Genomic DNA, 12,910 nt, shown 5'->3' with positions numbered 1-12,910 from the left:
TGAAAATCATTTAAAGAGATTCTTGATGTTATCGAGGAAGCTCTTCTGTTCCGGATTGACTTTATCGCCACTGATTTCGCCAAACTCTTTAAGGAGTTCTTTCTGGCGCTGGTTGAGGTTCTGCGGTGTGAGCACCTTGATGACGACATGTTCGTCGCCACGGCCCGTACCACGCAGATGCGGAATGCCGCGTTCGCGCAGGCGCAGGATTTTGCCCGACTGCGTTCCAGCCGGTACTTTAACCTCGACCGTACCATCGATAGTCGGCACCTGGATTTTGTCGCCCAGAGCTGCCTGGACAAAGGAAATCGGCACTTCCACCACAACATCTGTACCCTGGCGCTGGTAAATCTTATGCGGCTTGATAAAGATATATACGTAAAGATCACCATGCTCACCGCCGAGTTTGCCGGCTTCACCGCCGCCGCGGACGCGAACCCGCTGGCCATTGTCAATTCCCTTCGGGATGTTGACCTTAATCTTGCTGCGGACTTTCTTTTTGCCAGTACCATGGCACTCACCGCAAGGATTCTTAACAATCTTGCCGGTACCATGACAACGGCTGCAGGTGGTCTGATTGACCATGCGGCCAAACGGCGTATTCTGTACCTGCTGGCGCACACCCGTACCATGACAGTCCGGACAGGTTTCCGGGCTGGTTCCGGCGGCTGCACCAGAGCCATGGCAGGCTTCACACGTTTCCATGCGCGGAATACTTAGTTCCACCTCTTTGCCAAAGGCTGCTTCTTCAAAGGTAATCTCCAAATCATAGCGCAGATCACTGCCCCGTTCCGGCTGCGGGCCGCGGGAACGCTGACGCCCACCGCCGCCAAAGAACATATCGAAGATGTCATCCATTCCGCCGCCACCGAAACCGCCGAAGCCGCCTCCGCCGAAACCACCAAAGCCGCCTCCGCCGCCCATGCCGCCTTCAAAGGCCGCATGACCAAACTGGTCGTACTGTGCTTTCTTCTGCGGATCCTTCAGGACATCATAAGCTTCGTTGACTTCCTTGAATTTCTCCTCAGCTTCTTTCGGATTATCGCGGTTGAGGTCTGGATGATATTTACGGGCCATTTTTTTGTAGGCCTTTTTTATATCAGCTGCCGATGCGCTCTTATCAACGCCCAGCACCTCATAGTAATCGCGTTTCTCGCTCACGTTGCACCATCCTTAAATATAATTGTTGGGAGCCCGCAGGCTCCCAACAATCCTTCCATCAAAACCGTGAATTATTTCTTATCGTCTTTGACTTCCGTATACTCTGCATCGACAACATCATCGTCATTCTTAGCTTCTGCCTGACCTGCCTGGTCTGCACCCGGAGCACCCTGGCCAGCAGCCTGAGCCTGCTGATAAGCAGCTGCACTCATCTCATAAAGCGGCTTCTGGGCTTCTTCCATAGCCTTCTTAATCGTTTCCGTGTCGTTGCTCTTGAGGGCCTCTTTTACTTTGTCGACACCTTCCTGAACTTTGGCAATCTGCGCCTTATCAGCTTTGTCGCCAAGGTCCTTGATGGTCTTTTCTGCCTGATATACGAAGCTGTCAGCCTGATTCTTGACGTCAATGGCTTCTTTCTGCTTCTTATCCTCAGCTGCATGAGCTTCAGCCTCTTTGACCATACGGTCGATATCTTCCTTGCTCATGCCGCCATCGGACTGAATCGTGATTTTCTGCTCTTTGCCCGTGCCGAGATCTTTGGCCGATACATGAACGATACCGTTCGCATCGATATCGAAGGAAACTTCGATTTTAGGAACCCCACGCGGAGCTGGCGGGATATCGGAGAGCTCGAAGCGGCCCAGCGTCTTGTTGCCGGCAGCCATTTCACGCTCGCCCTGCAGGACATGGATATCAACAGACGGCTGGTTGTCGGCAGCCGTGGAAAATACCTGGCTCTTATGCGTCGGAATCGTCGTGTTGCGCTCGATAATCTTCGTGCAAACACCACCGAGAGTCTCGATACCGAGGGAAAGCGGCGTTACATCGAGAAGCAGTACATCTTTGACTTCACCGACAAGGATACCACCCTGGATAGCAGCGCCAACGGATACGCACTCATCCGGGTTAACGCCTTTGGACGGCTCCTTAGCCAAGAACTTGCGGATAGCTTCCTGAACAGCCGGGATACGGGAAGAACCACCGACGAGGATGATCTTGTTGATGTCGCTGCCGGAAAGGTCAGCATCAGCCATAGCTTTGCGGGTCGGCTCCATCGTGCGCTCAACGAGGCTGCTCGTGAGTTCATCGAACTTAGCACGCGACAGCGTGAGGTCGAGATGTTTCGGGCCCGTAGCATCAGCCGTGATAAACGGCAGATTGATGTTCGTCTGCGTCATGCTGGAAAGCTCAATCTTAGCTTTCTCAGCGGCTTCTTTGAGGCGCTGAGCAGCCATTTTATCCTGAGAGAGGTCAATGTTGTTCTCTTTTTTGAACTCTTCAACCATCCAGTCCATGATAGCCTGGTCGAAGTCATCGCCGCCGAGGTGCGTATCACCATTGGTTGCCAGAACTTCGAACGTGCCGCCGGAAAGTTCGAGAATCGAGACATCGAACGTACCGCCGCCGAGGTCGAATACGAGGACCGTCTCATCATCGTCTTTATCGAGGCCATAAGCCAGAGCTGCTGCCGTCGGCTCGTTGACGATACGCAGAACCTCGAGGCCGGCAATCTTACCAGCGTCTTTGGTTGCCTGGCGCTGGCTGTCGTTGAAGTAAGCCGGAACCGTAATAACAGCCTGGCTGACTGTCTCACCGAGATATGCTTCGGCATCTGCTTTGAGCTTCTGCAGAACCATAGCGGAAATTTCCTGCGGCGTGTAGCTCTTGCCATCAACCGTTACCTTATAGCTCGAATCACCCATGTGACGTTTGATGGATGCAATCGTGCGATCCGGGTTGGATACAGCCTGACGTTTAGCCAGCTGGCCAACGAGACGCTGGCCGTCTTTCGTGAAACCGACAACGGACGGAGTGATACGGCTGCCTTCCGGGTTCGTGATGACAGTCGGCTCGCCGCCTTCCATAACAGATACAACGGAGTTGGTCGTACCTAAGTCAATACCAATTACTTTAGACATTTTAAAATCCTCCTAAAAATATCTTTTCCAAAATATATAGAGAAAAACTTTATAAACAGCTTTAGTTGGCTACAACCTGAACCATGCTCGGGCGGATTACCCGGCCCTTGACCATGTAGCCCTTCTGAAGTTCCTGAGCGATATCATCATCTTCAAGCTCTTCATTCTGGACACGCATGACCGCCTGGTGGAAATTCGGGTCAAATTTCTGGCCCTCTGTTTCGATTTTTTCCAGGCCATTCTTTTTAAGCACTTCGCCAAACTGCGTGAAAATCATCTCAACGCCCTTCTGGAAAGCTTCTCCGTCTTTGGCCTCAGCAGCCATAGCGCGCTCGAAGTTATCCAAAAGCGGCAGCATGTCTTTGAGGATGCCCTGGGTAACGACTGCGGAAAGTTCTTCTTTCTCTTTAGCCGTACGACGGCGGAAATTCTCAAAATCAGCCTGCAGGCGAAGAACACGTTCTTCTTTTTCCTTCAGGTCTGCCGTCAGCTTTTCAAGCTGCTGCGCCTCATCAGAGGCTTCGGTCTCCGGCGCCTCGTCTGCCTCGGCATCCTCCTGACCTTCAGCTTCCTCGGCCTCAGCTTCAGCACTGGCCTCATTGATTTCCTGCTGCATCTCGTCAAGTTTCTGCTCATCTTTTTTCTTTAATTCATCTTTCATAAATGATGGCAATTCCTTCACCTCTTTCAAAGGGGATAAATTATTGCTAAGCACCAGCAGGTTCTACCAGTGAAAGCGTTTGATGACATTGGTAAGATTCGAATTCATGTACTCGAGCAGGCTCATCGCCTTGGCGTATTCCATACGGGTCGGCCCCAATACCGCAATGGTTCCCAAAAGTTCCCCATCGAGGTGGTAGGTCGCCGTAATGATACTGCTGTCCTTGAAGTGCTTATCCTCATTTTCCTGCCCGATCGTGACCTCGAGGCCATCGCCCATGTGCGCATAGAGAATGTCTTTGATAAGCTCTTCCTCTTCGAGCATCATCAGGGTTTCCTTGACCTTTTCCACATCGTGGAATTCCGGCTGGTCCAGCATCTGGGTAGTTCCCCCAAGATAAAGCCTTTCCTTTTTCCCGGTATCCAAGGCCCGGTGAATAATCTCGAGCGCGGATTCGTAAAGCGGCTCATCGGAGATTTCATCGCGAATCTCGGCAAGGGCATGATGCTGAATCGTGTCGAGGGTATGCCCGGCGAGATTGGCATTGATGACCTTTGCCATCCGCTGGAAATCCTCGAAGGTCGCACCACTTGGCATTTCGATGATCTTGTTCTCGATAAAGCCCGCATCGGTCATCAGCACCGTGATGACGCGATAATCATCAAGGGGCAAAAACTGAAGGCAGCGGAACTTTGCCTGATTGAGCTGCGGTGCCAACACCAGTGACACGTTTTTTGTCACCTGGGAAATGATGTGCGCGGTTTCCTGGAAAACCTCATCAATCCGCTTGACTCTGGCGTTATACCAACGGTCAATCAGCACTTTTTCTTCATCGCTGACCGGCTTCGGCGGAATTAATCCATCCACATAAAAACGGTATCCCTTGGAAGACGGTACCCTGCCCGAAGAAGTGTGCAGATGCTCAAGATACCCCAGCATCTCCAAATCTGCCATCTCATTGCGGATGGTAGCCGGACTGACGCCCAGGTCATACTTCCGAGCCAACGTTCTTGAGCCCACTGGCTCGGCGGTTTCGATGTAATCATCGATAACAGCCTTTAATACCCGTTGTTTGCGCTCATCTATCGGTTCGGCCATCAGCATCCCTCCTTCGGTATTTATTTTCCTGTTAGCACTCTTATATGGTGAGTGCTAACTTCGAATCTATTAAGATAATACCGCGAATAAGGCAAAAAGTCAACACTAAAAGACAAAAAGTCAAACATTTATATAAAAAACCGCCAGCTTACCTAAGCCAGCGGTTTCCTCCGTATGAATCGTGGTTCCGTTACCGTCCCACGCCTATTTCTTTTTCTTTTTAAGAGTCGAGGCAAAATAACGCGTCAGATTTTTCATCGCTTCAATCGTGTCACCACGGCTGGTGATGCCTTCATCCATGATGACCAGCACAAAGTCGCCCTGTTTGCCAAAGAAGATTCCACCATCGTCGTAAAGTCCGGTAACTTCTCCCGTCTTATGGGCAATGTTGAAATCCGGCAGCGCCGCATTGAAACATTCTTTATCCTTCTGCCCGGAAAGCACGAGTTCCATAAAACGGTCTTCGTTCTCGCCGACCAGCTGATGATAATAAAGGCGGCTGAACAGCTTGCCTAAATCACGCACCGACGAAAAGTTCTTCCGCCCGCCATTGCCAATCATCATCTTGTGCACCAGCTTGGTATCGCCATAGCCATGCGCCGCGATATACCGGTTGATTTTATCCATGCCCAAGCGGTCGATCAGCATGTTCGTGGCCGTATTATCGCTGTTCGTAATCATCCCGGAAACCAGCTCCCGTACGGAGCGCGCTTCCCCGATATTGTACCAGGTGATTACACCGGCTCCGCCCACGACATCCGCCTCACGGATGACGAGCTTTTCATCCAGCGACAGGCGCCCATCATGAACCTCCTGCATCGCTGCAGCCATGACAAAGACCTTAACCATGCTTGCCGGCGACATTGGACGGTTCTGATAGATAAACGGTTCCTCTTCCTCAGCCGGCCGCCAAAAATAAATGGCGTAGCGGCTCGAATCAGCGCCTAATATGCGCTCGATATTACGGCTTAAGTCCGCGGCATCCCTGGCCGAGGGTGCGCGTTTTTCCTCCATGGCGCCAGAGCGGTCTTCATGAGCCGATTCTGCCTGCACGGCCCCCCCTTCATCATGATGCATCCAAACGGCTATCGACAGCATACTGCCGATTTCCAGGACAACCATTATACAAAAAAAACAAATGATTCGCTTAAAAGTCACGGACTGCTCCTGTCTTTCCCTTTACCACGGCTGCGGCGTAATCGGTGTCACGACACCGAAACGATACCCCTTTGCCTTCAGTACGTCAATAATCCCCTGCAACGCCTTGACCGTCTCTTCCTTGCCACCGCAGCAATGCATGAGCACCAATGCCATATTGTCCTTGAGGTCTCCCTTCGTCATGCCATCCACGAATTTAATCTGACGGGCAGCGTTGGGCCGCTTCGGCGTGGCATCCTCGGAACTGACATTCCAGTCATGCTCGACATAGCCGGCTTCGGTGAGCGCCGGATAAAAGTCGGCCGAAAACATGCCTACCGTTCCGCCCGGAGCGCGGATAATGAACGGACGCACACCCAGGATGTTAAAGATGATATCATCCGTCTGCTGCATTTCTGCCAAAAAACTATCCTTTGACTGATAGAGACGCTTGTAGTCATGGTCATAACTGTGATTGCCGATGGCATGGCCTTCGTTGAAGATGCGCTTGAGCACTTCCGGATTTTCCTCACACATCTTGCCCGTTACATAGAACGTGCCATGAATCCCATTGGCTTTGAGAATATCCAGGATAGCCAGGGTATTCTTATTGTCTGGGCCATCGTCAAAGGTCAGATAAGCAACTTTTTCCTTATTATATACTGCCAGCGGCGGAAGCATCGTCGGCAATCCCTTTTCCTGCCGCTGCTTCAACGTATAGCGGTCATAGACCGGCTTATCCACATCAGTAAGAAGTTCCTCCAGATTCGAATAATCGCCCTTTGCCAGAATATAGGCATCCGATTCTACGCCAGGCTCTTTCTCCGCTTCCTCTGCTATAGCATCCTGCTGCGCCAGCCTGTTCTGGCTGTTTGCCCAAAGCAGGCCGCCGATGGCGCTGCAGCCCATGATAATCAAAGCGGACAAAACAAACTTCTGAATAATTTTTCTGTCCATCATATCTCCCCGATTCTCATCCAATTTTAAACATACAAGGCTATTATAGCAGACTTTTAACGAATAACCACTAACCAGCCTCAAAAATCTTGCTCATCCAGCAAAAATTTTTCAAATACCAAATTTCCATACTTCATCCCTTGACTTGTCAAATAGACTTGCACACCATCATCGGCCAGCAGTTTTTTTTGACAAAAGTCCCTTATGATTGTTCCATATAAGTCGTCCAGATTCCTGCCAAACTTCCGCTGGAACTTTTCCCGGCTTATTCCCTCAGCCGTACGCAAAGCCAAAAAACAAAATTCTTCGATTGCGATGGCAGCCGTTGCCGATTCCTCGGGTTCTACGGGAGACTTTTTCTCTTGTATCGCCTCCATATAGCGGCCGAGCTCGGCATAGGCCGCCCATCGCTGCCCATTGAGATACGAATGCGCTGCCGCCCCCAGCCCGAGATATGGCACATCCTGCCAATAGCTCCTGTTATGACGGCTCGCAAATCCCGGCCGGGCAAAATTGGAAATTTCATACCGTTCGTATCCCTGTTGGGGCAAAAATTCCGTCATGTAATCGTACATGGCTTCCGTCGCCTCATCATCGGGCAGTTCCAGTTTTCCCATCGCCTGCATCCGGGAAAAAACGGTTCCTTCCTCCAGCTGAAGGCCGTATATCGATATGTGTTTTGGCTCAAGCGCCAACGCCTGCTTCACACTTGCCTTCAACTGTTCAAGCTTCTGCCCTGGAAGTCCGTACATCAAGTCCAGGCTCAGATTCGTAAAGCCTGCCCTCTTGGCCATGTTCACCGCATCGATTGCCTGCTGGCCATTATGAATACGGCCGATCCGCCGCAAGAGTTCATCATCAAAACTCTGTACCCCAAAGGAAAGCCGGTTCACCCCGTATTCCCGCAGCAATAAAAGATATTCTTCGTCCACGGTTCCGGGATTGCATTCCACGGTAAACTCTTCGGCTTCGCCATCTTCTAGAAATACCTGCCGGATTTTTTTTAGCAGCTTTCCCATGAGATTTGCCGGCAGAATCGACGGCGTGCCGCCGCCCAGATAAATTGTCGCGGGCCTTCCCCAAAGCTGCCGATAATAAGAGCCCCGCACCGCAATTTCCCGGCACAGGGCTCCTGTATAGTCTTCCATATAACGCTCCCGCCCGGCAAAGGAAGGAAAATCACAATAGAAGCATTTCTGGCGGCAAAAGGGAATGTGGACGTATACGCCCCATTGTTTTGCATCCATTTATTTTCTCCATCAATCAATCTTCAGGATGGCCATAAACGCTTCCTGCGGCACTTCAACACTGCCGACTGCCTTCATGCGCTTTTTGCCTTCCTTCTGCTTTTCCAGCAGTTTGCGTTTACGCGAAATATCACCGCCATAGCACTTGGCCAGGACGTCCTTGCGGCGGGCTCTGACGTTCTCGCGGGCAATGACCTTGCTGCCGATAGCTGCCTGGATCGGGATTTCAAACATCTGCTGCGGAATGATTTCCTTGAGTTTCGACGCCAGCTGGCGGCCACGGCCAGCAGCACGGTCCTTGTGGACGATGGTCGACAGGGCATCCACCGGGTCGCCATTCAAAAGGATATCCACCTTGACCAGTTTCGATTCCTGATAATCAGCCAACTCATAGTCAAGGGATGCGTAGCCGCGCGTTGCCGATTTCAAACGGTCGAAATAGTCAAAGATGATTTCATTGAGCGGAATGTGATAAGTAATCATGACGCGGTTCTCGTCGAGATAATCCATCGTCTTGAATTCTCCGCGCTTATCCTGAGAAATCTCCATAACGGCACCGACAAAATCATTCGGTACGATAACGGTTGCCTTGACGTACGGTTCTTCGATATGCTCGATTTCCGTCTGCGGCGGCAAGTCGGACGGATTGCTGACATCGACTTTCGTTCCATCGGTCTTAAACACATGATAGATAACCGACGGCGCCGTCGTGATGAGTTTGAGGTTGTACTCGCGCTCGAGACGCTCCTGAATGACGTCCATGTGCAGCAGCCCCAAGAAGCCGCAGCGGAAGCCAAAGCCCAAGGCCACCGAGGTTTCCGGCTCGAATACCAGCGCCGCATCGTTAATCTGCATTTTTTCCAGTGCATCTTTGAGGTTGTCATAGTCCGAACTGTCGACCGGGTAGAGGCCGCAGTAGACCATCGGCGTAACGCCGCGATAGCCTGGCAATGGTTCAGCTGCCGGATTGTCAGCGAAGGTAATGGTGTCACCAACCTGAACATCGCGCACATCCTTTAAGGAACCGGCCACAAAGCCTACCTCACCGACATCGAGATGACCGACGTCGACCGGCTGCGGTTTGAAGCAGCCCACATCGGTAACCTCAAACGTCTTGCCCGTTGCCATCATCTTGAGCTTCATGCCCTTTTTGATATGGCCCTGCTTGACGCGGACATGGGCGATAACCCCCTTGTAGGAATCAAAGAACGAGTCGAAAATCAAGGCCTGCAGCGGCGCGTTCTCATCCCCTTCCGGTGCCGGGATATAGTCGACAATCGAGTCGAGAATCTCTTCGATACCGATGCCGGATTTGGCCGATGCCAATACCGCATTGGATGTGTCCAGGCCAATGGTATTTTCAATTTCTTCCTTTACCCGGTCCGGGTCAGCACTTGGGAGGTCAATCTTGTTGATGACCGGCACAATCTCCAGGTCATTTTCCAGCGCCATGTAGACATTCGCCAGCGTCTGGGCCTCAACGCCCTGTGCCGCATCGACAACGAGCAGTGCCCCCTCGCAGGCGGCCAAACTTCTCGATACCTCATAGGTAAAATCGACATGACCCGGCGTGTCGATGAGATTCAGCTGATACAGCTGGCCATCTTTGCCTTTGTAATCGAGGCGTACCGTCTGCGCCTTGATCGTGATGCCGCGCTCGCGCTCCAAGTCCATATTATCGAGGACCTGTGCTTCCATCTCGCGCTTCGTAAGCGTGCCAGTATATTCAATCAAACGATCCGCAATCGTCGATTTGCCATGGTCGATATGAGCAATAATCGAGAAATTGCGGATATTTTTGTTCTGCATAGTCATTTTCCTTTCAAAATAACAATCCATATCTATCGTATTATAGCATTGAACGCGGCTCACCTGCAAGAAATAGACAGAGGAACTAAAGAAAACTATTGCTTTTTATATTTTCACATGCTATGATAACAAGGTAACGAATTTGTTAAGGGGGGTGAATTACTTGCCAAATATCAAAGCATCTATTCTTAGTGTTAAATCTGACGCTAAGCGCCATGCAAAGAACGCTGCTGAGAAGTCCCGTGTACGCACTGCTTCCCGTCGTGTTCTTGACGCTGTTGAGGCTGGAAACGCTGATGAAGCGAAATCCCTCCTTACGGTTGCTTGCAAGACGATCGATCAGGCTGCTGCTAACCATGTTTATCATAAAAACGCTGCATCCCGCAAAAAATCCCGTCTGGCTCGCAAAGTCAACGCACTCGCTAAGTAATTTTCTCAGATGAGATAGAAAAAAGGCCTGCTTTTTTAGCAGGTCTTTTTTGTTGTTCATTTTTCGGCCGACTTCAGATAGACGCGCTCAATGACGGAACTGTTCCGATACCATACGGGCTGATCCCCGTCATTTGGGCGGATGGTTTTCTGCCAATGGCCGTGCCCTCCGCGCCGGATATAGCTGTAAACGGAATCCGCCTTGCGTGATTCCACGAGTTGCGGCGACAAAACCAGCCGTACTTTTCCCTTGGGATTGCGAAGCGACACCGCCACCGTATACGCCTCGCCTGAGGCGAGCACTACGTCCGGCGATACCTTCACGGTGCGATAGCCCGCCCACTCCGGCGTATTATCGGCACCGAATCGTCCGCTTTGTTCCAAGGCCAGCGTTCCCTGCGCCGGGTCGAGACTGCCCTTGCGGATTGTAATGGTGTATTCCATCCCATCGGCCATTGCGTAGAACCCCACAGCCGTAATCCGTCCAGCTTTTCCAGCCTGATACCCTGCTGCAAAGCCGCTGCCGGATTCCATTTGACGGTACCGCGGTCCGCTGCCATTTTCCCAATTTTGCCGTGGCGGCACGAGACAATTTGACCGCTCATGGGTATCAATCCAATCGTAAGCAGCCCTGTCAAGGGAAGTATCATAGGCCACATAGTTATGCAAAGTCTTATCCTCATACGAAAGGTAAGCATAACCGCCCTCACCCCAGTCTTTGCCCCAACTGTTGCGAATAATCCAGGCCCCTTTATGCCTTGGCTTTACCTTGAGCCCTGATTCCGAAAAATCATAGGCATCATCCCAGCCGATGATATTGACACCATGATTCACCGGCAGCGTTTTGTTCCGGTAATAACTGACTGCGCCCTTCTGCTGGAGCGGCAGACTGTTAATGCCCGCCGCCAAAGCTCCGTACGCCAGCATCATGGATTTCATCCGCGCGATTTCCGCTGGCTGATAGAGCTTCGTACTCGTACTCGTGAAGATATTGCGCAGGCGAAGCCCGGCATCCTCGCCCCAACCGACCGGGGCTTTCATATCCTCCGTTACGCTGGCCGCCGCTTTGCGAAAGCCAATGCCGCTGCCCGCCAAAAATTCAGGGGCAAAGAGCGGCCAGCTGCCGTGTCCGTAAACGCGGCTGGCCAGCGGAACTGAATAGCTGCCTTTCTTCAACGGCTTTCCCATCGCGCCGGTCAAATCATCAGCTTCTCCCACTGGCCGGGCATAGGAAAACCAGGCCATTTTCCAGGGCGACAAGCGGAATCCGCGGGCATCCACCGAATAGGCAATGCCCTGCCGCTGCCAATTTTTATACACATTGGATTCCAAGGCGGCCGCTGCAGTAAACGCCCAGCAAATATTGGCACTTCCCTGGTTTCCCACTTCATTGAGCAGTGTTTTCCGTCCGTCAATATAACTTGACCGGTCAAAGGGCTCGGCAAGCCGCATATCATAAAACTCCGGCAACACCGCTGCCCTTGCCACTGTCTCAGCAAACAGCGGCAGCAGCAGGAAAAAGGCAAGCGCTGCCCGGATTTTTTTTGCCGTTTTGCCCATCATCTTACCATGCCTCCTGCCAGCTGGCCGCCAAATCTTTATCGAGTTCATACTGCCGGTCCACCATGAGTTTCGGATTACGCAAAAGCGCCGCCTTCAAGGCCGCTTTCGCCGCCTGGTCAAGCCCCAGCTTCGTCAGGATGCGGCTCTGCTGCCGGAGGATATTGGCCTGCTTTAACTTATCGCGTCCCATATAGCGAAGGACCTGCTGGCTGTCGCGCAAAGCCTCAGCGTATTGCTCCAAATGATAATTGGCCGCACAACGCGAAGTATAAAGGTATTCGAGCTGCTGGGAGCTTCGCTTTTGTTTTTTCATGCTCAGGATATTGTCGATGGAATTGACCACTGTTGCATAATACCCAGGTTGAAACGACGCATATTTAAGCTGTGCCCCAAGCTTCTGCAGGGCAATATTTATACGCCTCGGGTCATCTTCCGCCGTGACGAATTTTGCCGCCTGGTCATAATCGGCAAAAGCCTTCCGGTAATCGGCCAGCCCCTCATAGTAAAAATGGGCCCGGCTCTGCAAAATCAATGAATTCTTCGGATCGAGGGACAAAGCCGTTTCATAAGCCTGCCAGGCCGCCTTGCTGTCACCGGCACAAGCCCGTTCTTCTGCCCGCCCGGTATAGGCCAAGGCATTTTTATCATCGAGCAGGATGGCCTTATCGAAATCGAGCTTTGCTCGCTGGCTTTCGCCCCGCTGCAATTGCACCCTGCCGCGCTTGATATAAAAATCAGCATAGGCAGGATACTGGCGGATTGCTTCATCATAGGCACTTAACTGCTTTTCCCCCCGGAGTTTTTCCACCTGCTGCTGCCACTCGGCCACAGTCCGCAGCGGTGCTGCCTGCACCACTGCCGCCGCACTGCCGTAACAAGCCAGCAAAACCAGTGCTCCCGCACTCCATTTCCCCAGGCACTCTGTCATA

11 protein-coding genes are annotated in these 12,910 nt (G+C 51.9%); 1 reads left to right on the top strand and 10 read right to left on the bottom strand.

What is annotated here, in order from left to right; translation table 11 throughout:
• Positions 1-6 precede the first annotated feature (6 nt).
• The 8 genes from dnaJ to lepA all read right to left on the bottom strand — a co-directional run bounded on the left by dnaJ (position 7) and on the right by lepA (position 9,989).
• Entirely contained in the window at positions 7-1,161 is a 1,155-nt protein-coding gene (gene dnaJ, locus FZ040_RS05915) for a molecular chaperone DnaJ (RefSeq protein ID WP_149171162.1), read from the bottom strand.
• Between the two features lie 71 nt (positions 1,162-1,232).
• Entirely contained in the window at positions 1,233-3,080 is a 1,848-nt protein-coding gene (gene dnaK, locus FZ040_RS05910) for a molecular chaperone DnaK (protein ID WP_149171161.1), read from the bottom strand.
• 61 nt (positions 3,081-3,141) lie between these two features.
• Positions 3,142-3,741, bottom strand: coding sequence for a nucleotide exchange factor GrpE (gene grpE / locus FZ040_RS05905; RefSeq protein ID WP_149171160.1), 600 nt, complete (start codon positions 3,739-3,741; stop codon positions 3,142-3,144).
• Between the two features lie 63 nt (positions 3,742-3,804).
• Complete coding sequence (gene hrcA, locus FZ040_RS05900; RefSeq protein ID WP_149171159.1) at positions 3,805-4,839, bottom strand: heat-inducible transcriptional repressor HrcA; 1,035 nt, start codon at positions 4,837-4,839, stop codon at positions 3,805-3,807.
• A 204-nt stretch (positions 4,840-5,043) separates the two neighbouring features.
• Positions 5,044-5,997, bottom strand: a complete 954-nt coding sequence (locus tag FZ040_RS05895) for a serine hydrolase (protein WP_149171158.1) — start codon at positions 5,995-5,997, stop codon at positions 5,044-5,046.
• A gap of 21 nt (positions 5,998-6,018) precedes the next feature.
• Positions 6,019-6,936 carry a polysaccharide deacetylase family protein gene (locus FZ040_RS05890; protein ID WP_255448777.1) on the bottom strand — a complete coding sequence of 306 codons (918 nt, stop codon included), beginning with the start codon at positions 6,934-6,936 and terminating at the stop codon, positions 6,019-6,021.
• Positions 6,937-7,013: 77 nt separating this feature from the next.
• Positions 7,014-8,180, bottom strand: coding sequence for a radical SAM family heme chaperone HemW (gene hemW, locus FZ040_RS05885; protein WP_149171157.1), 1,167 nt, complete (start codon positions 8,178-8,180; stop codon positions 7,014-7,016).
• Between the two features lie 12 nt (positions 8,181-8,192).
• Entirely contained in the window at positions 8,193-9,989 is a 1,797-nt protein-coding gene (gene lepA, locus FZ040_RS05880; RefSeq protein ID WP_074514277.1) for a translation elongation factor 4, read from the bottom strand.
• A 163-nt stretch (positions 9,990-10,152) separates the two neighbouring features.
• Here lepA and rpsT point away from each other — a divergent pair, with 163 nt between their 5' ends.
• Positions 10,153-10,419 carry a 30S ribosomal protein S20 gene (gene rpsT, locus FZ040_RS05875; protein WP_033170139.1) on the top strand — a complete coding sequence of 89 codons (267 nt, stop codon included), beginning with the start codon at positions 10,153-10,155 and terminating at the stop codon, positions 10,417-10,419.
• A gap of 56 nt (positions 10,420-10,475) precedes the next feature.
• Here the strand turns inward: rpsT and FZ040_RS05870 are convergent, their stop codons facing one another.
• Together FZ040_RS05870 and FZ040_RS05865 are read right to left on the bottom strand one after the other, a co-directional pair.
• Positions 10,476-11,981, bottom strand: coding sequence for a C1 family peptidase (locus FZ040_RS05870; protein ID WP_187620262.1), 1,506 nt, complete (start codon positions 11,979-11,981; stop codon positions 10,476-10,478).
• Between the two features lies 1 nt (position 11,982).
• Positions 11,983-12,909 (bottom strand): tetratricopeptide repeat protein, encoded by a 927-nt coding sequence (locus FZ040_RS05865; RefSeq protein WP_149171155.1) that lies wholly within the window; start codon positions 12,907-12,909, stop codon positions 11,983-11,985.
• Position 12,910: the final 1 nt, after the last annotated feature.

The organism is Pseudoselenomonas ruminis (assembly GCF_008271295.1).
Classification (GTDB): Bacteria; Bacillota; Negativicutes; order Selenomonadales; family Selenomonadaceae; genus Selenomonas_A; species Selenomonas_A ruminis.
This window is presented reverse-complemented; position numbering and strand designations above follow the sequence as displayed.

Bases quoted from the DNA above. Each gene is read 5' to 3' on its own strand.
- dnaK (WP_149171161.1), bottom strand. From the start codon at position 3,080: ATGTCTAAAGTAATTGGTATTGACTTAGGTACGACCAACTCCGTTGTA.
- grpE (WP_149171160.1), bottom strand. From the start codon at position 3,741: ATGAAAGATGAATTAAAGAAAAAAGATGAGCAGAAACTTGACGAGATG.
- hrcA (WP_149171159.1), bottom strand. From the start codon at position 4,839: ATGGCCGAACCGATAGATGAGCGCAAACAACGGGTATTAAAGGCTGTT.
- FZ040_RS05890 (WP_255448777.1), bottom strand. From the start codon at position 6,936: ATGATGGACAGAAAAATTATTCAGAAGTTTGTTTTGTCCGCTTTGATT.
- hemW (WP_149171157.1), bottom strand. From the start codon at position 8,180: ATGGATGCAAAACAATGGGGCGTATACGTCCACATTCCCTTTTGCCGC.
- lepA (WP_074514277.1), bottom strand. From the start codon at position 9,989: ATGCAGAACAAAAATATCCGCAATTTCTCGATTATTGCTCATATCGAC.
- FZ040_RS05870 (WP_187620262.1), bottom strand. From the start codon at position 11,981: ATGATGGGCAAAACGGCAAAAAAAATCCGGGCAGCGCTTGCCTTTTTC.
- FZ040_RS05865 (WP_149171155.1), bottom strand. From the start codon at position 12,909: ATGACAGAGTGCCTGGGGAAATGGAGTGCGGGAGCACTGGTTTTGCTG.